Source organism: Bradyrhizobium sp. AUGA SZCCT0431 (assembly GCF_018131065.1).
Classification (GTDB): Bacteria; Pseudomonadota; Alphaproteobacteria; order Rhizobiales; family Xanthobacteraceae; genus Bradyrhizobium.
On record NZ_JAFCLR010000021.1, the window covers coordinates 58,439 to 79,993 of the forward strand.

24 protein-coding genes are annotated in these 21,555 nt (G+C 61.8%); 16 read left to right on the top strand and 8 right to left on the bottom strand.

All coding sequences use genetic code 11. The features are described from left to right. Nucleotides 1–6: 6 nt before the first annotated feature. Nucleotides 7–1,047 (bottom strand): class 1 fructose-bisphosphatase, encoded by a 1,041-nt coding sequence (locus JQ567_RS21295; RefSeq protein WP_212440602.1) that lies wholly within the window; start codon nt 1,045–1,047, stop codon nt 7–9. Between the two features lie 148 nt (nt 1,048–1,195). Here JQ567_RS21295 and JQ567_RS21300 point away from each other — a divergent pair, with 148 nt between their 5' ends. Both JQ567_RS21300 and JQ567_RS21305 read left to right on the top strand, forming a co-directional pair. Beyond that, the gene (locus tag JQ567_RS21300) at nt 1,196–2,167 is read left to right on the top strand and encodes a LysR family transcriptional regulator (protein ID WP_212440603.1); all 972 of its coding nucleotides are present in this window, start codon (nt 1,196–1,198) and stop codon (nt 2,165–2,167) included. A gap of 65 nt (nt 2,168–2,232) precedes the next feature. After that, nucleotides 2,233–2,616, top strand: coding sequence for a YkvA family protein (locus JQ567_RS21305; RefSeq protein WP_212440663.1), 384 nt, complete (start codon nt 2,233–2,235; stop codon nt 2,614–2,616). A 38-nt stretch (nt 2,617–2,654) separates the two neighbouring features. Here JQ567_RS21305 and JQ567_RS21310 read toward each other — a convergent pair whose 3' ends face one another. Both JQ567_RS21310 and JQ567_RS21315 read right to left on the bottom strand, forming a co-directional pair. Continuing rightward, entirely contained in the window at nt 2,655–5,093 is a 2,439-nt protein-coding gene (locus JQ567_RS21310) for a TonB-dependent receptor (RefSeq protein WP_212440604.1), read from the bottom strand. Nucleotides 5,094–5,205: 112 nt separating this feature from the next. Next, entirely contained in the window at nt 5,206–6,579 is a 1,374-nt protein-coding gene (locus JQ567_RS21315) for a histidine kinase (protein WP_212440605.1), read from the bottom strand. 230 nt (nt 6,580–6,809) lie between these two features. Between JQ567_RS21315 and JQ567_RS21320 the strand changes: the two genes are divergently transcribed. Together JQ567_RS21320 and fghA are read left to right on the top strand one after the other, a co-directional pair. Beyond that, nucleotides 6,810–7,430 carry a response regulator transcription factor gene (locus JQ567_RS21320; RefSeq protein ID WP_212440606.1) on the top strand — a complete coding sequence of 207 codons (621 nt, stop codon included), beginning with the start codon at nt 6,810–6,812 and terminating at the stop codon, nt 7,428–7,430. A 28-nt stretch (nt 7,431–7,458) separates the two neighbouring features. After that, nucleotides 7,459–8,304 (top strand): S-formylglutathione hydrolase, encoded by an 846-nt coding sequence (gene fghA / locus JQ567_RS21325; protein WP_212440607.1) that lies wholly within the window; start codon nt 7,459–7,461, stop codon nt 8,302–8,304. Nucleotides 8,305–8,320: 16 nt separating this feature from the next. Here fghA and JQ567_RS21330 read toward each other — a convergent pair whose 3' ends face one another. Further along, nucleotides 8,321–8,833 (bottom strand): DUF3280 domain-containing protein, encoded by a 513-nt coding sequence (locus JQ567_RS21330; RefSeq protein WP_212440608.1) that lies wholly within the window; start codon nt 8,831–8,833, stop codon nt 8,321–8,323. 150 nt (nt 8,834–8,983) lie between these two features. Here JQ567_RS21330 and JQ567_RS21335 point away from each other — a divergent pair, with 150 nt between their 5' ends. From JQ567_RS21335 to JQ567_RS21355, 5 genes are read left to right on the top strand one after another with little or no spacing between them, the layout of a single operon-like run. After that, a complete protein-coding gene (locus JQ567_RS21335; RefSeq protein ID WP_212440609.1) occupies nt 8,984–10,165 on the top strand; it encodes an ABC transporter substrate-binding protein in 1,182 nt (393 codons plus the stop codon). A gap of 18 nt (nt 10,166–10,183) precedes the next feature. Next, nucleotides 10,184–11,155, top strand: coding sequence for a YVTN family beta-propeller repeat protein (locus tag JQ567_RS21340; RefSeq protein WP_212440610.1), 972 nt, complete (start codon nt 10,184–10,186; stop codon nt 11,153–11,155). Further along, nucleotides 11,152–11,973: an ABC transporter ATP-binding protein gene (locus JQ567_RS21345; protein ID WP_212440611.1), complete on the top strand. Its 822-nt coding sequence runs from the start codon at nt 11,152–11,154 to the stop codon at nt 11,971–11,973. The genes JQ567_RS21340 and JQ567_RS21345 overlap by 4 nt, the downstream gene beginning before the upstream one ends. Continuing rightward, entirely contained in the window at nt 11,970–12,818 is an 849-nt protein-coding gene (locus JQ567_RS21350; RefSeq protein WP_212440612.1) for an ABC transporter permease, read from the top strand. The genes JQ567_RS21345 and JQ567_RS21350 overlap by 4 nt, the downstream gene beginning before the upstream one ends. Next, a complete protein-coding gene (locus tag JQ567_RS21355; RefSeq protein ID WP_212440613.1) occupies nt 12,815–13,429 on the top strand; it encodes a hypothetical protein in 615 nt (204 codons plus the stop codon). The genes JQ567_RS21350 and JQ567_RS21355 overlap by 4 nt, the downstream gene beginning before the upstream one ends. Nucleotides 13,430–13,490: 61 nt before the next feature. Here the strand turns inward: JQ567_RS21355 and JQ567_RS21360 are convergent, their stop codons facing one another. Then, nucleotides 13,491–14,060: a PQQ-dependent catabolism-associated CXXCW motif protein gene (locus JQ567_RS21360; protein WP_212440614.1), complete on the bottom strand. Its 570-nt coding sequence runs from the start codon at nt 14,058–14,060 to the stop codon at nt 13,491–13,493. Further along, nucleotides 14,057–14,941, bottom strand: a complete 885-nt coding sequence (locus JQ567_RS21365; RefSeq protein WP_212440664.1) for a substrate-binding domain-containing protein — start codon at nt 14,939–14,941, stop codon at nt 14,057–14,059. Before JQ567_RS21365 ends, JQ567_RS21360 begins: the two co-directional genes overlap by 4 nt. A 170-nt stretch (nt 14,942–15,111) precedes the next feature. Between JQ567_RS21365 and JQ567_RS21370 the strand changes: the two genes are divergently transcribed. Together JQ567_RS21370 and JQ567_RS21375 are read left to right on the top strand one after the other, a co-directional pair. Then, on the top strand, nt 15,112–16,038 hold the full coding sequence (locus JQ567_RS21370) for a quinoprotein relay system zinc metallohydrolase 2 (protein ID WP_212440615.1): 927 nt from the start codon (nt 15,112–15,114) through the stop codon (nt 16,036–16,038). A 58-nt stretch (nt 16,039–16,096) separates the two neighbouring features. Then, a complete protein-coding gene (locus tag JQ567_RS21375; protein WP_212440616.1) occupies nt 16,097–16,957 on the top strand; it encodes a quinoprotein dehydrogenase-associated SoxYZ-like carrier in 861 nt (286 codons plus the stop codon). 187 nt (nt 16,958–17,144) lie between these two features. Here JQ567_RS21375 and JQ567_RS21380 read toward each other — a convergent pair whose 3' ends face one another. Continuing rightward, nucleotides 17,145–17,504 carry a hypothetical protein gene (locus JQ567_RS21380; RefSeq protein WP_212440617.1) on the bottom strand — a complete coding sequence of 120 codons (360 nt, stop codon included), beginning with the start codon at nt 17,502–17,504 and terminating at the stop codon, nt 17,145–17,147. Nucleotides 17,505–17,612: 108 nt separating this feature from the next. Between JQ567_RS21380 and JQ567_RS21385 the strand changes: the two genes are divergently transcribed. Genes JQ567_RS21385 through JQ567_RS21405 form a run of 5 tightly spaced genes read left to right on the top strand, consistent with a single transcriptional unit; the run spans nt 17,613 to nt 21,251 of the window. Next, the gene (locus tag JQ567_RS21385; protein WP_249165599.1) at nt 17,613–18,569 is read left to right on the top strand and encodes an ABC transporter substrate-binding protein; all 957 of its coding nucleotides are present in this window, start codon (nt 17,613–17,615) and stop codon (nt 18,567–18,569) included. 1 nt (nt 18,570) lies between these two features. Next, nucleotides 18,571–19,308, top strand: coding sequence for an ABC transporter permease subunit (locus JQ567_RS21390; protein WP_212440619.1), 738 nt, complete (start codon nt 18,571–18,573; stop codon nt 19,306–19,308). Next, a complete protein-coding gene (locus JQ567_RS21395; protein WP_212440620.1) occupies nt 19,298–20,026 on the top strand; it encodes an ABC transporter ATP-binding protein in 729 nt (242 codons plus the stop codon). The genes JQ567_RS21390 and JQ567_RS21395 overlap by 11 nt, the downstream gene beginning before the upstream one ends. Before the next feature lie 47 nt (nt 20,027–20,073). Continuing rightward, the gene (locus tag JQ567_RS21400) at nt 20,074–20,865 is read left to right on the top strand and encodes a pentapeptide repeat-containing protein (RefSeq protein ID WP_212440621.1); all 792 of its coding nucleotides are present in this window, start codon (nt 20,074–20,076) and stop codon (nt 20,863–20,865) included. A 35-nt stretch (nt 20,866–20,900) separates the two neighbouring features. Next, a complete protein-coding gene (locus JQ567_RS21405; protein WP_212440622.1) occupies nt 20,901–21,251 on the top strand; it encodes a hypothetical protein in 351 nt (116 codons plus the stop codon). Nucleotides 21,252–21,278: 27 nt separating this feature from the next. Here JQ567_RS21405 and JQ567_RS21410 read toward each other — a convergent pair whose 3' ends face one another. Then, nucleotides 21,279–21,515 (bottom strand): hypothetical protein, encoded by a 237-nt coding sequence (locus JQ567_RS21410; protein WP_212440623.1) that lies wholly within the window; start codon nt 21,513–21,515, stop codon nt 21,279–21,281. Between the last annotated feature and the right edge of the window lie 40 nt (nt 21,516–21,555).

Consider the following 21,555-nt stretch of genomic DNA (forward strand, 5'->3'; position numbering starts at 1 on the left):
GCCTCGTCAGAGAAACAGACCGCGCCGCGCAAACAGCGGTGCGTCGCTATTGTCGAACATCGGTTCGATCCTGTCGTGAATGGCCGTAACGTCGCGCACGTGGTGCACGGATCCCATGATCAGCGGCACCCGCTGATGCGGGGTTTTTGCAGCCAGTTCCAGAATTCGCCGGCGCCCGGTCGACGCCGCGCCTCCCGCCCATTCCATGATCAGCGCCATAGGATGGGCTTCGTACAGCAGGCGAAGCCGCCCTTCCCGATAGCTCGGGCGGGCATCGGCCGGATAAAGGAACACGCCGCCGCGCACCAGGATGCGAAGCGCTTCGGCCACCAGCGAACCGATCCAGCGCATGTTGAAATCCGCCTCGCCGCCGCCGCTGGTGCCGGAGAGGCACTCGTCGATATAGGTGCGGACCGGCCCGTGCCAGTGGCGGTGATTGGACGCGTTGATGGCGAACTCCGGCATATTGCGTGCGATCTGCACGGCCTGTCGGACCAGCACGAATTCCTGCGCGTGGCGATCGAGCATGAAGACATCGACGCGCGCGTCGAGCGCGAGGACGAGTGTGGTCTGCGGACCGTAAACGATGAAACCCGCGGCACACTGCGCCGTGCCGGGCTCGAAGAAGGTCGAAAGCAGGTCGTTGCCCCTGGGGCGGATCGAAAAGATGGTGCCGACCGAGATATTGTTGTCGAGGTTGGCCGATCCATCGAGCGGGTCGATCGCAACACAGAACGGCGCAGAGGGACGCAAGGTTTCCGGCAGCGCGGCTTCCTCGGAAAGAACCGCCGCCACCGGGGTGCCGCGCAAGGCGCGCCGTATCAATTCATCGGCAACGACATCGATATCCCTTTGCTGATCGCCGTCAGAATTGATGCCGCCATGCCGTCCGGTGATGCCTGCGAACGGCCCATCCGCGATCAGCCCGGCAAGCTCGATGGAAGCGGCGGCAATCGCCTTGATCACGTCGCCGAGCGCAGCGCCATGCAGCGGCGTCTGCAACGCGGACCGATCGAGATGTGAACGCAGCGTCACGCGCTCGTCCATGGCCGTCTCCCCTGTGCCCTCTTTCGGGGGCTCTCAAGCGTCTTGCCGGTTTGGCAATCCGCGATGTCAAAGGAAACGCAGTTTGCCGAATTAGTAAAATTTTGTTATCTTTGGTCTGAGCAAAGTTTTTGTTATAAAGGGTGCGGCGATGGCAGGCCGGTTATTGCGGGAAGTGACGATCCGCCAGTTGCGTGCACTGGCCGCTGTTCAAAAAACTCGATCGGTCACATCGGCGGCCAAACAGCTCCATCTCACCCAGCCCGCGGTCACGCTGCAGCTTCGCAATTTGCAGGCACTCGCCGGGCTGCCGCTGATCCAGCGCACCGGCGACGGCATGCTGCTGACGGATGCCGGGCGCGAAGTGCTGGCGCTGACTGAGCGGATCGAGGCGGCGATCGCCGATTGCGAAACCACGATGGCGATGATGGCGGGGAAGACCGCCGGCCGCATCTCGATCGGCGCCGTCAGCACCGCGAAATATTTCGTGCCGTTCATGATTTCAGGATTTTCGAAACGGCATCCGGACGTCGAAGTCACGCTCTCGATCGGAAACCGGCAGGAGATCGGCACGGCGTTGCGCGGCTACGATCTCGACTTTGCGATCATGGGCCGCCCGCCGGCCGACATCGACATGAACGTTCACCTGATCGGCGATCACCCCCACGTCATCATCGCGCCGACGGGACATCGCCTGGCGCGAAAATCCCGCATCGCGCCGGGCGAGCTTGCGAGCGAGACTTTCCTGACGCGCGAGCCTGGATCCGGAACGCGCGGCCTGATGGAGCAGCTGTTCGAATCCGCCGGCATTCGTCCCAAGATCGGCCTTGCCATGAGCAGCAACGAGACCATCAAGCAGGCCGTGATCGCAGGTTTGGGCATTGCATTCATTTCCGCGCACACGGTGGCTACCGAACTCGACGAACGACGATTGACTGTGCTCGACGTTGACGGCCTTCCCGTGGTCCGGCAATGGTTCGTGCTCGCCCGCAAGGACAAGGTCTTGCTGCCGCCGGCACAGGCGATGCTCGATTTCCTCAGCACCAGGGGCAAGCAGTTTCTGCCGCGCACCTATGGCCGCCTGCGTCTCACCCGGTCATCGACCCGCAAAAAGCGCGGCTGAAATGCCCCGCAAGTTCTGCTCACGCTGCCACCTTGGCCAAGGAACCTGGTACTCTGGAAGGCTCAATGCTCTCTCGTATCAAATCGTGGGCGAAGGGTCTGAAACGCGACGCTCACGCGATCTATCTCGCGTCCCGCGATCCGCGCGTGCCGTGGTACGCGAAGGCGCTCGCCATTGCCGTTGCCGGATATGCGCTGTCGCCGATTGACCTCATTCCGGACTTCATCCCCATCATCGGTTATCTCGACGAGTTGATCCTGCTGCCTTTGGGCATCTGGCTCGTGGTGACGCTGATTCCCGATGAGATCATGGTCGACTGCCGCGCCAAGGCGAACGCGGCCGCGCAGCGTCCGACCAGCCGGGCCGGAATGGGGGCAATCATCCTGTTGTGGATTGCAGGCGCATTGACGCTGGGATGGATCGGCCATGCCTGGTGGAGCCGGCTGTGAGGCCGGCCTTGATCGGCATCCCCTGACCCGCCGTTCGTTCAGAAGGTCGCCTTCAGGCCTGCGTAGAAGGCGCGCGGCCGCGCCGGGCTGAGCGAACGCGCGTCAGTGAAAGGCGCACCGCCATTGGCGAAATTGGGCACGTCGCCCGTATCGAAGAAGGTGCCGAAGGTCGCATAGCGGTTATCGAAGATGTTATCCGCGCGGGCGTAGATCTGGAACGTCTTGTTGATCTGATACGAGGTGTGCAGGTTGAAGACCGCATAGGACGGCAGTCGCTGCGCCTGATTGGATTCGTCGCCCGCAAAATACTGGCTGTCGACGAATAGCGCATCGCCTCCGACCTTGAAGGCATCCGTAACCGAATAGTCGATGCCGAACTTGATCCGGTTGCGGGGGATCGCCGGAATTCGATTGCCCGGCAGGATCTGGACATTGCCGTTGTCATCGGCGAACGGGCTGTTGGAGCCGACCTGCAGCGCGTCGAGGAAGCGCGCATCCACGAGGGCATAGCTGGCATAAAGTTGCAGTGTCTTCGACGTCAGATTGACCTGGGCCTCGATGCCCTGCCGCCGTGTCGAACCCACGTTCTGGAAGTAGCCAAATCCCTGCAGCTCCGGGCTCGGAATCGCGAGGATGTCATCGGCATTGGTTGCGCGGAACGCACCAACTTTCCAACTCAACGTTCCGATATTGAGCTCCGACGTTCCGCGAAAACCTGCCTCGATGGTGCGGGACACGACTTGTTTCAGCGGCGGGTCGGCGATGAGGAATGCGGCGATGAGACACGGGCGCAAAGGATCGGCGCATGCGAGTTCCAGTGGGGTCGGCGCACGATTGGCCTCGGAATACCCGGCATAAGCCGTCAAGCCTGATGTGATCTTGTAGGTACCGCCGATCATCGGGTTGAAGCGGGTAAACGTATGCTCGCCGTTGAGCGCCGTACCGATCTGATCCTCCAGCCGAATGTGCGCATGGTTGAACCGGCCGCCGCCCGTGATCGAAAATCTATCGGTCACGTCGAACGTGTCTGACGCGTAGAGCCCGCTGTACCGGTTGGTGGCGCGAAGCGAAACCGGACCGATCGAGATCGGCTCGCCGGATGGTCCGAGATAGATGCCGCTGCCGTTGACGACGTAATTTGAACCGATGGTGCCGAGTTCCGCGCTGGCCCCGAAGCGGGTGACGCCGGAGTCGATACTGGCGCCAACCATGAACTGGTTGTTGTGCCCGAACAGCTGGTCGGTATTGGTTGCCTGCAGGGTTGCACCGGTCGTGACCGAACGGGTCGTGGTCCGGTCGATCTGTCCCAGCACGGCGTTGTCGGGGAAGGGATTTGCAAGCTGGACGCCGTTGAGGCCATTCGCCGGGACGTCGTCGTCGTTAAAGCAAAGCAGGCCCGGATCGGCGCCACATCGCTCCGTCTCGGTCGGATTGCCATCCACCGTTTTTTGCCGGAATGCGCGGACGCGCGCCGAGCCTTCGATCGTCCAGGTCGGCGTGGCCTCGACCTTTCCGGTCAGATTGGCATAGGCAACCTGGTTGGATGTCGTCTGCGGCGTGGTGTAGGTGGCGCCCCAGTAATTCTGCAGCAGTTCAACCGGCACCGTCGCCGCCGCGCCGAAATTGTTTTTGGCGACGCCTACGTTGAGGTGAAATTCACTGCTATCGGTCCGATAGCCGACATCGCCGTAGAACCGGCGAATGGCCGACTCCGAAAAATTGCGAAAGCCGTTGTCACGCACGCCTTCCAGCGCGCCATAGACCGAAAAATTGTCGATCTGCTTGCCATACTGCGCCGAACTCTGAATGCGTCCGAACGAACCGCCCGTCGTGTTGATTTCGGCGCCGTGATAGTTGAAGCCATCCTTCATCTGGACGTTGACGGCACCGCCCAGCGCATTGAGACCGAAGGCGGGATTGTTGGTGACGACGGTGACCGACCTGATCGCGGCCGTCGGGATCAAGTCCCAGTTGACGGTGTCGCCGAACGCTTCGTTGATGCGCACGCCGTTCTGGTAAACCGCCAGTCCCTGAGGCGTACCGGCGACCGGTGATGCGACGAAACCCCGAAACTGTATGTCGGGCATAAACGGATTTCCGGTCGTATCACTGATGATGATACCCGGCACCTGTTGCTGTAATGCGTCCGCGATGTTCAGCGAGCCGGTGCGCGCAATCTGTCCGGCCCCCACCGCATTGACGCTGGCCGCCACCTTGTCGACATCCATTCCGGAACCGGCCGTCGGCGTGGGCGCGGTCGGATAGACGAAAACCCTGCGGACGTTCCTGGTCGCCCGCGGCGCATTTCTGCTGCGGGCGGGCCTGGCAGCTGCCCCCGGAGAAACCACCTCGATGGCGGGCAAGACCTCGGTCGCACCGCGCGCGTCCTGGGCTTGAGCACAGTCACTCCCGGGAACCAGACACAGTGATATTGTCCCGATAAACAGGAATCGCGCGCCCATTTTACTTCGTCCCATCCCATTCCGGCTGCATTGGTGTCTGCCGGTACGCCGCTGGCGATCTTACGGGCGTCAAAAAAGTTGCGCACCATTCAAAACGTCCCGAACCAGTTCGGGAAAAATTCCCGAATTAGCGACCGACGTCCTGGGGAATCAGGGCCTCGACCGTTACCCCGCTGTCCCCGGAAGCAATCGTCAGCGAGCCGCCCAGCGCCAAAATGCGCTCGCGCATGCCGGTTAGCCCGAAGCCCAGCTTGTGATCGGGCCCCAATCCGTTGCCATTGTCACGAACCCGCACCAGCGCGCCGCCGCGGCCGCCACGCGCATGCCCCACAGGCAGTTCGGCCGGTTCAACGCTTACCTGAATGAAGGTGGCGCCCGCGTGGCGAAATACATTAGTCAGCGCTTCCTGGATGGTGCGGTAGATCGTCAAGTCAGCCGTCTCGCCGGTGTCGCCCAAGGAGGGCGAGATCGCCGTTTCGATAGCGACTTCGGGGTGAGACTCACCCCACAGGCGCAGCAGCGCGCCGAGCGCCTCGCGAAGGCCGAGTTCCGTCAGTCCCACCGGACGCAATTTTTCAAGAACCCGGCGATTGGACTGCTGCAACGCATTCAGCTGTTCCAATATGGCACTGCCGTGCCTTCGCGTCGCCTCCCCGTTCGGATCCCCCGCATCCGCAATCCGCGTCAGCGCGCTGGCATGTACCCGCAACGCAAAGAGATAGGGTCCAAATTCATCATGCAGTTCGCGGGCAATTTCCTTGCGTTCGACATCCTGCAGCGAGACGACGCGCTCGGCCAGGCGCCGCTTGTCCTCAACCGCATCGCCCAGAGTGGCCGCAAGGTGATTCAACTTGTCGCAAATGGCAACGAGTTCCGGCGGCCCGTCCGGTTTCACGCGCGTGTCGTAGCCGCCGGCCTCGATCTTCGCCATCGCACCCGAAAGGGTCTGGATCGGCGCGAGCGCCCGGCCAACGACCCTGCTGGTAATGAGGAAAAGAACGATCGCAATCGCGGTGCCGATCATGAGCTGGGTGACGATCCCGTCCCAGATTTCGGCCATCTCGTCGTTGGGATGCGACGTGATCAGCAGCGCGTCCGGTTTTCCCTTGATCGAAATCGGCACGTTCACCGTGGTCTGTTCGGGGTGAACAAGCCGGACAAACCATGCCGGCGGCGAGCGTGCATCGGGATTGTCGTCCGGCTTGTCCGCGATCCCGGATCTTGCGATGGCTTCGCTCTGTCGCGTAATGCTGACGTGACGCAGCTTGTTGAGGTCGTGAACAATCTGGTTCAGTCGCGCTTCGGGATCCGGCGTCTCTTTTAGTCCTGCAACGATCGTATCGATGAACTCGCGCGCCAATCGTATGACGCTTTGATCTTCAGCCTGAACCCGGGGCCCGGCCTCGAGCACAAGCCGCGCAACATTGATGGCCAGACCAAGCGTGAGGACGAGCGCGAGCAACAGGTTGATCCGGGCGCGCAAGGAAAGTTTTTGCCACATATCATTTGTCCAGGAGTGAAATCGCCTTTGCCTGAGAGCGAACTCGTCTTCAATTCATCATCGAGCAGAGCGTTGACAGATAAAACAGGCGTCTATCTAATCGAAGCGTATAGCAACATCGCCCGGGTTGCATGACCATCGACGGCAGGTATCGCCCCGAAGTCTGCGCGGGGTGTTTCACCTGATGCGGTGCACAACGGGATTGACGCGGCTATTCGGGACCAATGCCAATGCGCGTTCTGATCGTTGATGACCATCGCATCGTAGCTTCAGGCTGTCGTGCCTTGTTCGCGGACGAGCCGGAGATCGATGTCGTGGAAGCCTCCGACGCGGAGAGCGGCGAGCGCGTGTTCGGCGAACTGCATCCCGATATCTGCGTGCTCGACATCAACCTGCCGACGGTGTCCGGCTTCGAACTGGCGCGACGCCTGCTCGGGCGCGATGCGTCGGCGCGCATCATCATGTTCAGCATGAACGATGACCCGGTTTTCGCCGCGCGCGCCATCGACGTCGGCGCCAAGGGTTTTGTCTCCAAGACCGGGGATCCCCAGGACCTTGTTGACGCCATCCGCGAGGTAGCAAAGGGCGGGGTTTATTTGCCGCCGGCGATTGCGCAAAGCATTGCATTCGCCGGACCCTCGTACGCAAGGAGCCCGCTTTCAAAACTGACGGCGCGCGAGATGGAGATACTTCGTCTGCTCAGTGCAGGAAAATGCCTGTCTGAAATCGCGTGGCTGGTCCATTCCTCCTACAAGACCGTCGCCAATACGTCCTCGATCATGCGCCACAAACTCGGCGTGCGCACATCCGCCGAACTGGTGCGGTTGGCCATCGACAACGGCGTGGCCTGAGGCGGCACGGCACGGCAATGGTGAGCTCATGACAATTCAAACGGTTTCGCTGAACAAATCGCATGGCGGCACGCAAGGTGTTTACAAGCACGCCAGCGCCGAGACCGGGACCGACATGACGTTTTCGGTCTATGTCCCTCCCCATCAGGATGGCGCAAGGTTGCCGGTGGTCTGGTATCTGTCGGGATTGACCTGCACCCACGCCAACGTCACCGAAAAGGGTGAGTTCCGCAGTGCCTGCGCTGACCTCGGACTGGTCTTCGTCGCGCCGGACACCAGCCCGCGCGGCGACAAGGTGCCCGGTGATCCCGCCGGCGCGTATGATTTCGGGCTCGGCGCCGGCTTTTATGTCGACGCAACGCAGGCGCCGTTCGCACGTAACTACCGGATGTGGAGTTATGTCACGGAAGAACTGCCGAAACTGGTCGCCGCGAATTTTCCGGTCGATGCCGGGCGGCAATCCATTCTCGGCCATTCGATGGGCGGCCACGGCGCCCTGACCGTCGCACTGCGCCATCCCGACCGGTACCGCGCCGCCAGCGCCTTTGCGCCGATCGTTGCTCCCTCGCAAGTACCGTGGGGCATCAAGGCGCTGGGAGGCTATCTCGGCGGCGACAGACAGGCCTGGCGCAAACATGATGCGGTTGCGTTGATCGAGGACGGCGCCAGATTCTCCGATCTACTGGTGGACTACGGCGACGCCGATTCGTTTCTTGCCGAGCAGCTTCGGCCGGAATTGCTGAAAAGCGCCTGCGAGAAGGCGAACATTCCGCTCACGTTGCGCCGCCAGGGCGGTTACGACCACAGCTATTTCTTCATCTCCAGCTTCATGGGCGACCATCTGCGCTGGCACGCCGCGCGCCTGAGAGCCTGAAATTTTGCGCAGTCCATTATGGCTGGGGCTTGCCATAATTGGGCGCCAGCAGCCGGTTGCGCACGAGATAGCTCGTCGCCCGCGTCCAGGATTCATCGGTGTTGCCGCGAAAATCGGCATTCATCGCGGTGATGAGCTGTCCGGTGTGGGCGTCGCGCACGAAGATGGTCAGGTTGAGAATAAGGGTCGAGATCTTCTTCATGACACCTGTGATGACGAGATCCGCGCCGATGCGCTGCGCATACTGGACGTCGCAACCACCGCATGCCTGCAGATTGCTGCCCTCGGCCGCAGCTTTCACCGGCGAGATGTCCAGAAGCTCGAACTTGCTGGATTCCGTCAACTGCCGGCGCACCAGATCGCTGATGCGGATCAGCCGATCATGCTCGTCGGCCTGAGGCCCCCTCATCTCGCCTTCGAGGCTGGTATCCAGCAGCTCGAAATCGAAAATCGCGAGCTTCGGCGGATCGGCACGCGCCGGCACCGACACCAGCAGCATCAGCGCGGCAAAGACGACGTGCGCTCTCATGATCGTGATCCCTCACATCGACGGTCGAACAACGACGAAATGCGGACTTGCAAGCTAGAACAATTCAGTCAAGTTTCAAGTCGAGTGTGCTTACGAGACAAGTATCCCTCCATCGTCGTCAAGTCGAGGAGGAGAATTCAGGGAACGTCCATGATCCGATGGTTGATCGGCGCAATCGGACTAAGCTTCGTGGCCAGTTCCGCGTTCGCGGCCGACCCCGTCGACATCCGCGTCGGCTATCTCGGTCAGGCCGGCATCAAATCGAAACTGTCCCTTGTCGAGCAACCGTCGGAAAATGACGGCATCGCCGGTGCGCGTCTGGCGATCGAGGACAACAACACCACCGGAAAATTCCTCAATCAGCGTTTCTTCCTCGAGGAAATTCGCCTGAAAGATGGCGAGGATGTCGCCAAGGCGGCGATGGCCCTCGCCGACCGCAATGGCATCATCATCGCCGATCTGCCCGCCGACGCGCTGCTAAAGGCGGCCGATGCCCTGCGCGATCGCAAGACCGTGCTGTTGAACAGTGGTGCGATCGACGACCGGCTGCGCGAGCAGGATTGCCGTGCCAACGTGATCCATGTTGCCCCGACTCGCTCGATGCTCGCTGACGCACTGGCGCAGTATCTGGTGTGGAAGCAGTGGAAGCGCTGGCTGCTGGTGGTCGGCTCACACGAGCCCGACAAGCTTTACGCCGATGCGCTGCGGCGCGCAGCGACCCGCTTTGGCGCCAAAATCGTTCAGGAAAAGGTCTTCGAGGATACCGGCGGCGCGCGGCGCACCGACAGTGGCGTCACGCTGATCCAGCGTCAAATGCCGGTATTTACGCAAGGTGCCCCGGCCTATGACGTCCTCGTCGCTGCGGACGAAAGCGAAGTGTTCGCATCCTACCTGCCCTACCGGACCTGGGACCCGCGGCCGATCGCCGGCTCGGCAGGCCTCGTGCCGACAAGTTGGGATGCGGCGCACGACCAATGGGGTGCGATCCAGATCCAGAACCGCTTCGTCAAACTGAATTCGCGGCGCATGACGGCGCGGGACATGCAGGCCTGGACCGCCGCGCGCATGATCGGCGAAGCGACATCGCGCACCAACTCGGGCGACCCGAAATCGGTGTTTGATTTTCTCAAGCGGCCGGATTTTTCGGTTGCCGCGTTCAAGGGACAGCGGCTGACGCTGCGGGACTGGAACCTGCAGCTACGCCAGCCGATCCTGCTGGTCGACGGCCGCATGGTCGTCTCGGTTTCGCCGCAGGAGGGTTTCTTGCATCAGTACTCCGAACTCGACACACTCGGCGTCGACCGGCCCGAAACCAAATGCAAACTGAACTGAAAAACGGAGGAATGGCGGATGTGGCGTCGGTGTCTGCTTTCCGGAATGGCGGTGTGGCTCACGGCCACCAGCCCCGCTTTGGCCTTCGTCGCCTATGTATCGAATGAGAAAAGCAACACCGTATCGGTGATCGATACCGACAAATGGGCCGTCACCCATACCATCAAGGTCGGTCAGCGCCCGCGCGGTATCGAATTCACGAAGAACGGCAAATTCGTGCTGGTCGCGGTCGGCGATGACGACAAGATCGAGGTGATCGATACCGCGACCCATCAGGTGGTGGACAGCCTGCCCTCCGGTCCCGATCCGGAACTGTTCACCCAGGATGCCGCCGGCAAACTGCTCTATGTCGCCAACGAGAACGACAACACGGTAACCATCATCGACCTCGAAAAGCGCGTCCGCCTGGGTGACATCCAGGTCGGCGTCGAGCCTGAGGGCATGGCCCTCAGCCCGGACGGCAAGATCCTGATCAATACTTCAGAGACCACCAACATGGCGCATTTCATCGACACCGCGACGCGTGAGATCGTCGCCAATGTGCTGGTCGATGCGCGGCCACGCTATGCCGAGTTCAAGCGCGACAGTTCCGAATTGTGGGTGTCGTCGGAGATCGGCGGCACCGTTTCCATCCTCGACCCCGCCAAGCGCACCATCACCGGCAAGATCGAGTTCAGCATTCCCGGCCTGCGGCGCGAGGCGATCCAGCCGGTCGGCATCGCCATCACCAAGGACGGCAAGACCGGCTTCATTGCGCTCGGCCCCGCCAACCGCGTTGCCGTCGTCGATGCCACCACGCACAAGGTCACGAAATATCTTCTGGTCGGCCAACGGGTCTGGCATATGGCCTTCACGCCGGACGAAAAATATCTGCTGGTGACCAACGGTGTATCCAACGACGTCTCTGTGATCGACGTGTCGGCGCAAAAAGTGATCAAGACAATCCAGGTCGGCGAACTGCCCTGGGGGATTACGTTTGCTCAGCCATGACAGCCATCGACGCACACAGCAAAGGACCCATCTTGCCGGACCCCCGTTCCCGGGACGATCCTGCGGCTACTCCCGCATTGTCGATCGAAGGCATCAGCCATTCTTACGGCACACGGCGCGCTTTGATCGACGTCAGCTTCGCGGTTGCGCCGGCAAGCTTCACGGCGCTGCTTGGCCTTAATGGCGCCGGCAAGAGCACGTTGTTCGCGCTGATCACGCGGCTGTTCGGAACTCAGGCTGGACGCATCGGCATTTTCGGCCACGACATCAGCCTTGCGCCAGGCGAAGCGCTGCGGCTGCTCGGCGTGGTATTCCAGTCACGGACGCTCGATCTCGATCTCTCGGTGACGCAAAACCTGCTCTATCACGCCGCCCTGCATGGCATCGGCAAGCGCGAGGCACGGCTGCGCAGCGACGAAGTGCTGACGCGCATCGCCCTTGCGGACCGCGCCTGCAGCAAGGTTCGCGACCTCTCGGGCGGCCAGATGCGGCGGCTGGAAATCGCGCGCGCCTTGCTGCATCGTCCGCGCTTGCTGTTGCTTGACGAGGCGACCGTCGGGCTCGACGTCAAGGCCCGCGCCGACATTCTCGGCCACGTCCGGCAGCTCGTGATCGAGCAGGATATCGGCGTGCTATGGGCCACTCATCTGTTCGACGAGATCGTGCCCGGCGACGACCTCGTGGTCCTGCACCAGGGCCGGGTTCTTGCGCATGGCCCGGTCGAGAATATCATCGCCGACGCCGGCGCCCGTGACATCAATTCCGCATTCATGCGCTTGACCGGCGCTGCGGTGGATCCCGGGAGCCCCGCGTCATGAGCTCCACGACCGTCAACCGACACCACAGCGGCTTCTCGCTCGCGCAATATGTCACCTGCCTGAACGGCATTGTGTGGCGCGAGGCGCTGCGCTTCGTGCACCAGCGCGAACGTTTCATTTCGGCGCTGGTCAGGCCGCTGGTGTGGCTGTTCATCTTCGCCGCCGGCTTTCGTCAGGTCCTCGGTATCTCCATCATCCCGCCATACGAAACCTACATTCTCTATGAGGTCTATATCGCGCCGGGATTGATGGCGATGATCCAGCTCTTCAACGGCATGCAGTCGTCGCTCTCGATGGTCTACGATCGCGAGATGGGCAATATGCGCACCTTGCTGGTGAGCCCGTTACCGCGCTGGTATCTCCTGTTCTGCAAGCTGGTTGCGGGAACCGCGGTCTCGTTGCTCCAGGTCTACGCCTTCCTGTTGATCGCGTGGTTCTGGGATATCGCGCCGCCGCCGATCGGCTATCTCACGGTGCTGCCGGCGCTGGTCGTTTCGGGCTTGATGCTCGGCGCGCTCGGCATGCTGATCTCCTCCGGCATCAAGCAGCTCGAGAACTTTGCCGGTGTGATGAATTTTGTGATTTTCCCGATGTTCTTTGCTTCATCGGCGCTCTATCCGCTGTGGCGAGTGCAGGAGGGAAGCCCCTTGCTCTACTATGTCTGCCTGTTCAATCCGTTTACGCACGCCGTCGAACTGATACGCTTTGCGCTGTATGGACAGATGAACTGGATTTCACTGGCCGTCGTGGTTTGCTGCACGACGGCTTTCATGATCGGTGCGATATACGCCTATGATCCATCGCGCGGCCTGGTCCGCCGCGGGCCCGCCGGAGGCGAAGCATGAGATGGCAGATCGCAATCGGGACACTCTTCCTTGCCGCGGCATCGACCGAGGCCGGCTTGGCCGCCGATCCGCGCTATCCGGACTGGCCGTGCACCCAGGCCAAGGTGCCGGAAATCTCGCTCACCGCGGTGTGGGCCGGTCCGCCGCTCGACGACATCAAGGACAAATGGAAGGACGATGCCAAGGTGAGCCCGCTGGTGTCGAGGCTGGCCGCAAGACGGACTTCCCTTGACGACGCCCAGAAGCTGATCACGGAATTTCTTGGCAGCCCGGCGACCGACAAGGCCACGACAGGCAAGCTGCTGTTCGCCGGCCTGTTCGACAGCCTCAACGCGCAGCGCGCGTCGGTCATGAACGGATTGGAACGGATCACCCGCAAGCAGCGCGAGGCCGCGGACAAGATCCGGTCCGATGTATCCGCCCTGCATGCCCTGCAGGGTGCGTCCCCGCCCGATCAGCCCAAGATCGACGAACTCAACAATCAAATGGTCTGGCAAACCCGGATCTTTGAAGACCGGCAGCGCGTGGTCAAATTCGTCTGCGAGGTGCCCACCGCGATCGACCAGCGGTTGTTTGCGCTCGGCCGCATGATCCAGCAGGAGATCGAGTAGCGAACGGGCGGCCCATTCTACTTTGCATGGGGTTGTTTTCGCAATTTTGTGTCCAAGCCCCTCATCTGCCCCCTTCCTCATCCGTTCTGGGCTCAGGCTGTGATTCAACGACCGGCAGGTTGGCGTGCTCCCATCCCTCGGTTCCGTCCGGGTACCAGGCCACATTGGGATAGCCGTAGGACAGGACCCGTTTCGCGGCGTTCCACGACATCCAGCAGTTTTCCTGACAGTAGATCACAAGCAGCGCGGCTTTGTTGCCATGAGACACCCGCTCGAGTCCCCGCCGCAGATAGGCCTCGGTTGGCTCTGCCAGTTTGCCGTAACCCGTATCAGGCAACCAGATGCTGCCGGGGATGTTGAGCCGTGGCTTGTCACGCCAGACCGTGCCGGCGGGAAGATTTGGCGGCTTCGGCGCACGCGGCAGCACGTCGATAAAAACACCGCTGCCTGCGCGCCAGATCGCTTCGGCCTCTGCCGTCGTAAGGACGCGTACGCCGGCGAGGGTCGCAGGAACAGCCGCGCGATAATTATCCGTGCGATATCCGTCCGGCTCCGGCACATTCTGCTGCGCGAGAACGTTGGCTGCGAGGGCAAGGGTCGCAACGATCACGCACGCCAGCGTTCGTATCACGGCGACTTCTTCGCCGTCTCCGCGCCGATCGGCCGGTCATTCTCGTCGAGCAAGGGAACGCCGAAGTCGAGCAGTATCCTGTTGATGGCCGGCTGGTTCTCCTGGATCAGACGGTTGAGCATCCGCTTCCAGTTCTGGTCGGCCGGCCGGACGCCCATGCCGATGCGATAGACGAGCCGAGGCCCCGTGGTTTCCTTGACAAGCGGCGTGACGTGTAGCGGCGGGTTTGCCTTCCCGGCGTAAAAGCCAGCCAACGGTCCCCACAGAATGGCGGCGTCGATCTTTCCCGTCGTCAGATCCTTGATCATGACTTCTGCCGATGAATCGATCCGCGTATCGACCATCAGTGGATAGGACTTGGCTTCCGCCATCAAACCATTTGCTGTCATGTTGGTGGCGGGCGGCGTGCCGGCAACAATGCCGATATGCTTGCCTTTCAGGCGCGCGTCACCCAGCGTCGCGACCTCGTCAAGACCGCTGCCCTGCCTGACCACCAGCGCGTAAGCGGTCCGGTAGTAGGGATTGGTGCCCTGCACCAGGTCGTCGCCTTGCGGGTAGCCCATGATGACGTCGCAACGATGTGCGGCGAGCGTCATCCGGACAAAGCCGGCCGCTTGCGGAAAGTACGCATAGTCCAGCTTTTTCTGCAGCTTTTCCGCGAATAGCTCACCGAGCTTGTTTTCGATTCCCTCACCCTTGTCGTTCGAGAACGGCAAATTGCGCGGGTCAGCGCAAACCCTCAGCACCTTGGGATCGATGAGCTCGATGGACAGGTCGGTGCTGTCGTTGGTCTGGGCTCCGGCGATATCGCGACCGGCGAATATTGCTGTGATCGCCAGAAGCGAGACCAGCAAGCGGCGGCGTTGTCCCCAATCTGTCATCATGCATTCCCTTCTTGATCGAACGCCCGCTATCCATCAATTGCTCAGCGTGCCAGAGCGTGCAACAGGAATATCCCCGTGCTGGGTTTGCGTTGCATGTTGCGACGCAAACCAACTCGACGGACCCCCCGGCGATCGAAATCCCTCCCGGACGAGACTGAGGCAGAAAAATGGCTCATGGCGTTTCGGTTCTTGCCCTACTCGTAGTGTTCGCGACGTCAACCCTAGCGCAGGCCCAGCAGCAAGAATTGCCTGTGAGCGAAGTCGCCCCCGGAATATTCGCGTACCAGGGCCTGACTGCGCTGATGACGGGCGAGAACGAAGGCGCGACTGCGAACATAGGATTCATCATCGGCGAGAGCGCGGTAGCGGTGATCGACACCGGGGGAAGCGTTCGCGAGGGTCAGCGGCTGCTTGCGGCGATCCGTGCACGGACCGACAAACCGATCCGCTACGTTATCTACACACACGGCCATCCGGACCATGTCTTTGGCGCCGCCGCATTCGCAGGCGATGGAACCGAGTTCGTCGGTCATCGGAACCTGCCGCGGGCGCTGGTGGCGCGCGGACCATTCTATCTCGATGCATTTCGCCGGATCATGGGCGAGAAGTCCCTGGATGGGGTACGGATGATACCGCCCACGCTCCTTGTCGATGGCACGGTCAAGCTCGATCTCGGCTCGCGAATCCTGACCTTGAAGTCGTGGCCGGCGGCGCACAGCGACAACGACGTCTCCGTGCTCGACGAGCAATCCAAAACCCTGTTCGCGGGCGATCTGGTGTTCCATGGCCACATTCCGGTGCTGGACGGCAGTATTCGCGGATGGCTCGGGGTGATCGACGAACTCGGCACGCTTCCCGCGCAACGCGTGATTCCCGGTCACGGACCTGTGAGCGAATGGCCGGGCGCCCTCGCCGACCAACGCCGTTACTTCGAAACGCTGGCGGAGGATGTTCGCAAGCTGGTCGCCCGTGGCGCTCCGATCACGGCCGCCGCCGACACTGCCGCGGCCAGCGAGCGACCGCGGTGGCAACTGTTCGACGACTACAATGCACGCAATGCAACAACCGCATTTTCGGAAATTGAATGGGAATGACCTGCCCGATGACGTATACTGGCGGCACTACGTTCCATCCCAGTGAAGGGGTGCCGCCATGCCCGGACGCCGTTTCCACCTGCTCTGCATCGCCAGCCTCCTGAGCGTCATGCTCGTCGGCGCGCGCGTTGCGCCTGCGGCAACGCCCGAGGCCAACGATCCGTGGCCTGGACTGGTCCAGGACATCTTCAACAACCGCCCGATGAACGACGGCGCCGAGGTGATCGCCATCGAGATGCCGTACCGCGCCGAGGATGCGGCGATCGTTCCCGTCACCCTGCGCACCAAGCTCCCGCCTGGCGACAGCCGCCGCGTGCTGAGAATCACGCTGGTGATCGACCAGAATCCGGCGCCAATGGCGGCAAAGTTCGAACTGGGACCTGACGCCAATGTGACGGAAATCTCGACGCGCGTGCGCGTCAACAACTATACCGACGTTCATGCCGTGGCCGAACTGAGCGACGGCAAGCTCTATATGACGAAGACTTACGTGAAGGCCTCCGGCGGCTGCTCCGCACCGGCCACCAAGGTCGCCGACGAAGCCAAGAGCCGCCTGGGGCAGATGCGATACCGGCAATTCGCGCGTGCTGGTCAAGGACATGCTGGTCAAGGACTTGGCCAGGGTCCCACCAGCGGTACCCGCGAGGCGCAGATCATGATCGGTCATCCCAGCCATTCCGGCCTGCAGATGGATCAGGTGACCCAGCTCTACATCCCGGCCTTCTTCGTCGACCAGTTGCGGCTGTGGCAGGACGATAGTCTGGTGCTGGCGATGGAAGGTGGAATCTCGATTTCGGAAGATCCCAACATCCGCTTTACCTATGTTTCGAACGGCGCGACGCGCTTCCGTGCCGAAGCCAGGGATACCGAAGGCCACGTATTCCAGAAGGAATGGAAGGTCGACGATTCCGGGATCTGACGCAACGCGGCAAGCCAATATCGGATGCGGCGGCACATCGAGGCGCGTCTAGAGCTTCGGTTCTGATTGAATCAGAACCGAAGCTCCAGATTCTTGTTTTGACGCGTTTTCTACCGCAGATAAGTCTACGCAATCTGCGTAAACTTGATTGCTATGCGAACCGGTGTCCACTTCGCTCGAAAACGCTCTAGAAACATCTCACCTCTGCTTCGGCCTGTGCGCGCCTGAGATCATTGAGTGCGCCCGCCGCCTGCTCTGAAGTGCGGAACTGCCCGCCCAGATTGCCCCGGACCTGCGCCATGCTGAGGACGGTTTCGGCCGAGACATAGCGGTCATAGGGGATGATCGATGCGATGATATCGATCGAGCAGGAGCATTGTTCGATCGCCTGCCGCGTCTCACCATTCGCCTTGAGACAACCAAAGACGTATTCGGCGCGCGCCGACGTCGGATAGTCGTTGATCACTTCGGCCCGCGCAATCGTTGCCATCGTCATCAACGCTGTCAACGCGGCGACAATACGTCGTACCGATCCGACAGCTGTCATGATCTTCCTCCCGCTACGAAGCGTGGAAGCTATGCTATGACGGTCCTGCTGAAAAGATGCTCGCGGAAAACGGCACTGGACACCATGACAATTTGCATTCGCACGCTGATGACTGCGGTTATTTTGGCCTCTGCGCAGGTCGGTACGTGCTACGGCGCGGAAACTGTGCGGGTTGCGGTGCAAAAAACCGGAACCTTCGCCTGGGAACTTGCCGTGATCCGCGCCCATGGTCTCGACAAACAGGCCAATCTCTCGGTGGGGGTTGTTGAGCTCGCGAGCCCGGAGGCGGGCAAGATCGCGCTTCGCGCCGGCAACGCCGACATCATCGTCTCCGACTGGCTGTGGGTATCGCGCGAACGCACACTGGGCGCCAAGCTGACATTCTATCCCTATTCGAGCGCGCTCGGCGCCGTCATGGTACCGGCCGCGTCGCCGATCCAGACCTTGGCTGATCTCAAGGGCCGCAAGCTCGCCGTTGCCGGCGGCCCGATCGACAAGAACTGGCTGCTGTTGCAAGCGTGGCTGAAACAGGGCGGCATCGACCTGAAGTCGGAGGCGACCATCGCTTACGGCGCGCCGCCGCTGCTGACGGCAAAGACGCTCAGCGGGGAAATGGATGCCACCATGAACTACTGGAATTTCTGCGCCGTGCTGGAAGCCAAAGGCTTCCGCCGCGTCGCCGGCGTTGAGGATCTGCTGCCGAAACTTGGCGCCACGGGCCGCACCGCGATGATCGGCTACGTCTTCGACGAAGCATGGGCGAACGCCAACCAGGACACAGTGGCCCGCTTTATCGCCATGACCCGCATGGCGAAAGAGATCCTGTCGACCTCGGATGCCGAGTGGGAGAAAATTGCGCCGCTGACCGGCGCCCCCGACACCGCAACGCTCCGCGTCTATCGCGATCGATACCGGGAGGGAATTCCACGTCGCCCGATCGCCGACGAGGAAGCCGACGCGCGCATCCTCTACCGCGTGCTGGCTGGAATCGGTGGCCGCGAACTTGTCGGGGCGGCGCCAGAACTCGCTTCCGGCACATTCTATCACGCGATCCCGGGAGACTGAGGTGCCGCGTCTGTTTTCATTCGCCGTGTTTTTCGCAACCTGGTGGATCGCCTCGCTGCTCGCCGGCGATGCGAAGCTACCGCCTCCGCCCACCGTGCTCGCGGCCATGCTTGCGGAAGCGAAGTCGGGCGCCTTGTTCCTCAATCTCGGCGTGACATTGGCGCGCGTGGCGCTCGCCTTCACCCTGGCGATGACGCTGGGTGCCGCCATCGGCTACCTGATGGGCCGGGTGCGGCTTGCCGATCGGCTGGGCGACCCCTGGCTGATCCTGCTGCTCAATCTGCCGGCGCTCGTGGTTATCGTGCTCGCCTACATCTGGGCCGGATTGACCGAAGTCGCCGCAATTGCGGCAATTGCCATCAACAAGCTGCCGACCGCCGTCGTTACGTTGCGTGAGGGGGCGCGGGCGCTCGACGCGACGCTCGACGAAATGGCGACAGTATTTGCGTTGCCGCGTGCAAGGACGTTCCGGCACGTCATATTGCCGCAACTGGCGCCCTATATCGCTGCCGCTGCGCGATCGGGACTTTCCCTGGTCTGGAAGATCGTCCTTGTTGCGGAGCTGCTTGGGCGCCCGAACGGCGTTGGCTTCGAGATTGGCGTGGCGTTCCAATTGTTCGACATCCCGCTTTTGCTGGCCTATTCACTGAGCTTCGCGGCTGTCGTGCTCGTCATCGAAACCGTGTTGGTGCAGCCATTTGAGGCCCGGCTATCCCGGTGGCGCCCCCGTGCGGCTTGACGTCGATATTGCCAGCAAGAAGTTCAGGAACGCGGCGGGCGAACAGCACGACGTGATCGCCGGCGTGGCCTTTGTGCTCGATGCAGGAGAGGTTGGCGTGTTCGTCGGTCCATCCGGCTGCGGCAAGAGCACCATGCTGAGGATTCTCGCCGGCCTTGACCACGACTTTCAAGGGCGCGTCGTGCGTCCCGCCGGCGCACGGATCGGCGTCGTGTTCCAGGAACCTCGGCTGCTGCCATGGCGATCGGTCGAAGAAAACGTGCGGCTTGTCGCACCTCTTGCCGACGAAGCGAAGCTTTCAGCGCTGTTCGAAATTCTGGAATTGGGCGCACATCGCAACCATTTTCCCGGCGAATTATCACTCGGCCTTGCCCGGCGCGTCGCGCTCGCCCGCGCGTTCGCCATCGAGCCGGATTTCCTCATTCTCGACGAACCGCTGGCCTCGCTCGATGACGCCCTCGCCGTCCGTCTGCGCGATCAGATTGCCATGTTGGTCGACGGCCGTTCCGTGATGACGCTGCTGGTTACCCATGACGTGGAAGATGCGGCTCGTCTTGGCGACCGCCTGTTCCTGCTGTCGCCGCGACCGGCTCGGGTTGTTGCCGAGCTGCCCATCCGCACGCCCCGTCGCGCGCGGAGTGACGCCGAGATCGCGGCGATCAAGTCCGACATCATGCGGCGGATCAATGGCGGTCTCACCGAGCGCGATGCCTCATAGGCAGTGTTTGGGGCGCGTGCTAGAGTACGCAATCGGCGGGATTGACCATGAAACGCTCGATCGCAACCGCAGCGTTTGGTCTTGCTCTTGTGACCATGACGGCAATGGCGCAGGACATGATGCGTCACGTCGACCTGTCGTCACCCGATATGGTCTCGGCCGAAATGACTCGCGGCGAGGTCGAGGCCGCGCTTGCCGCCGCGACCATCGCAGCGCCCGCCGACTTCACCGGCAAGCGACTATCCGGCCTCGACCTCTCCGGGCTCAACCTGTCCGGCGCGATCTTTCGCGCGGCGCGGCTCAACAAGACGAGGCTAGCCGGCGCAAGACTCGATCGTGCGATCCTCGACCAGGCATGGCTGCTCGAGGCGGATCTGACCGGCGCGAGCCTGAAGGGCGCCAATCTGTTCGCCTCGCAGATGGCGCGCGCCCGGCTCGATGGCGCCGATCTCTCGGGAGCACGCGTTGCCGCCGATCTTACCGGCGCGAGCCTCGTCGGAGCCTCGATCGCGGGCGCAAATCTGAGCGCCGACATGCGTAACCAATCGATGGGCCTGATGCGCGCGGTGCTGAAATCCGCCAATCTGGAACGGTTGAATGCGCGCGGCGCGGATCTATCACGCGTCGACCTCGAATTTTCTTCACTGAAAGGCGCCGACCTGACGGGTGCTTCCCTCAAGAACGCCCAACTCGGCGGCGCCGACTTGACCGACGTCACGACTATCGACACTGATTTCGACGGCGCGGATCTTGATTCAGCGAAGTTGAAGGCGCCAATCGGCCTCGACCAGGCAAAAAATTTCGAGAAGGCGAAGAACCGGGAACGTCTGGTAAGGTAGTGAGAGCTTCAGGGTTGCCGCGGGAGGATCTGGTGATGCGATGGATACTGGCCCTGGTCGTGCTGTTGTTGGCGGGCGCCGACGAACTCGCCGCGCAGAGCAAGGGCAAGGGCATCCGGCTCTGGAACCTGACCACCTCGACCATATCCGGTTTCCAGCTGTCGCCGGCCGGGAAGGACGCCTGGGGACCTAACCTGACCTTGAACGACAAGGACAAGGAGGTCGACCACGACGAACGCCTGCGCATTACGGGCGTGGAGCCCGGACGCTACGATGCCAAGGTGAGCTATCCCGACGCAAGGCAATGTCTGGTGAGAGATATCGAAATCAAGGCGGATGCCGTATTTTCGATTGCCGACAAGGATTTAAAGGACTGCAACAAATAGTCCTTGCGACGCCCTGACAAGATGGCTTCAGCCTGCGGGCACAGCTTCGCCCTTATCCGCCCGGTCGTTGGGGCGCGGATATTCGCAGCGCCACTTCACCGCGGTCCATTTCGGATGCTCGCCGACCCATTGCGCGATATAGGGCTGCGCAGCCATGACGCATTGCCGCGGGGACACATCCGAGGAAAACACCAGGTGCCTCTCTTCGCAGGTGGCCGGCGACAGCACGGCACACACTGTCAGTACCAAATCGATCGCATTCATGCCTGAGATCCCAGAGCTAGTGCGTTGAATAGATAACACA

Bases quoted from the DNA above. Each gene is read 5' to 3' on its own strand.
- JQ567_RS21295 (WP_212440602.1), bottom strand. From the start codon at position 1,047: ATGGACGAGCGCGTGACGCTGCGTTCACATCTCGATCGGTCCGCGTTG.
- JQ567_RS21300 (WP_212440603.1), top strand. From the start codon at position 1,196: ATGGCAGGCCGGTTATTGCGGGAAGTGACGATCCGCCAGTTGCGTGCA.
- JQ567_RS21305 (WP_212440663.1), top strand. From the start codon at position 2,233: ATGCTCTCTCGTATCAAATCGTGGGCGAAGGGTCTGAAACGCGACGCT.
- JQ567_RS21310 (WP_212440604.1), bottom strand. From the start codon at position 5,093: ATGGGACGAAGTAAAATGGGCGCGCGATTCCTGTTTATCGGGACAATA.
- JQ567_RS21315 (WP_212440605.1), bottom strand. From the start codon at position 6,579: ATGTGGCAAAAACTTTCCTTGCGCGCCCGGATCAACCTGTTGCTCGCG.
- JQ567_RS21320 (WP_212440606.1), top strand. From the start codon at position 6,810: ATGCGCGTTCTGATCGTTGATGACCATCGCATCGTAGCTTCAGGCTGT.
- fghA (WP_212440607.1), top strand. From the start codon at position 7,459: ATGACAATTCAAACGGTTTCGCTGAACAAATCGCATGGCGGCACGCAA.
- JQ567_RS21330 (WP_212440608.1), bottom strand. From the start codon at position 8,833: ATGAGAGCGCACGTCGTCTTTGCCGCGCTGATGCTGCTGGTGTCGGTG.
- JQ567_RS21335 (WP_212440609.1), top strand. From the start codon at position 8,984: ATGATCCGATGGTTGATCGGCGCAATCGGACTAAGCTTCGTGGCCAGT.
- JQ567_RS21340 (WP_212440610.1), top strand. From the start codon at position 10,184: ATGTGGCGTCGGTGTCTGCTTTCCGGAATGGCGGTGTGGCTCACGGCC.
- JQ567_RS21345 (WP_212440611.1), top strand. From the start codon at position 11,152: ATGACAGCCATCGACGCACACAGCAAAGGACCCATCTTGCCGGACCCC.
- JQ567_RS21350 (WP_212440612.1), top strand. From the start codon at position 11,970: ATGAGCTCCACGACCGTCAACCGACACCACAGCGGCTTCTCGCTCGCG.
- JQ567_RS21355 (WP_212440613.1), top strand. From the start codon at position 12,815: ATGAGATGGCAGATCGCAATCGGGACACTCTTCCTTGCCGCGGCATCG.
- JQ567_RS21365 (WP_212440664.1), bottom strand. From the start codon at position 14,941: ATGACAGATTGGGGACAACGCCGCCGCTTGCTGGTCTCGCTTCTGGCG.
- JQ567_RS21370 (WP_212440615.1), top strand. From the start codon at position 15,112: ATGGCTCATGGCGTTTCGGTTCTTGCCCTACTCGTAGTGTTCGCGACG.
- JQ567_RS21375 (WP_212440616.1), top strand. From the start codon at position 16,097: ATGCCCGGACGCCGTTTCCACCTGCTCTGCATCGCCAGCCTCCTGAGC.
- JQ567_RS21380 (WP_212440617.1), bottom strand. From the start codon at position 17,504: ATGACAGCTGTCGGATCGGTACGACGTATTGTCGCCGCGTTGACAGCG.
- JQ567_RS21385 (WP_249165599.1), top strand. From the start codon at position 17,613: ATGACTGCGGTTATTTTGGCCTCTGCGCAGGTCGGTACGTGCTACGGC.
- JQ567_RS21400 (WP_212440621.1), top strand. From the start codon at position 20,074: ATGAAACGCTCGATCGCAACCGCAGCGTTTGGTCTTGCTCTTGTGACC.
- JQ567_RS21405 (WP_212440622.1), top strand. From the start codon at position 20,901: ATGCGATGGATACTGGCCCTGGTCGTGCTGTTGTTGGCGGGCGCCGAC.
- JQ567_RS21410 (WP_212440623.1), bottom strand. From the start codon at position 21,515: ATGAATGCGATCGATTTGGTACTGACAGTGTGTGCCGTGCTGTCGCCG.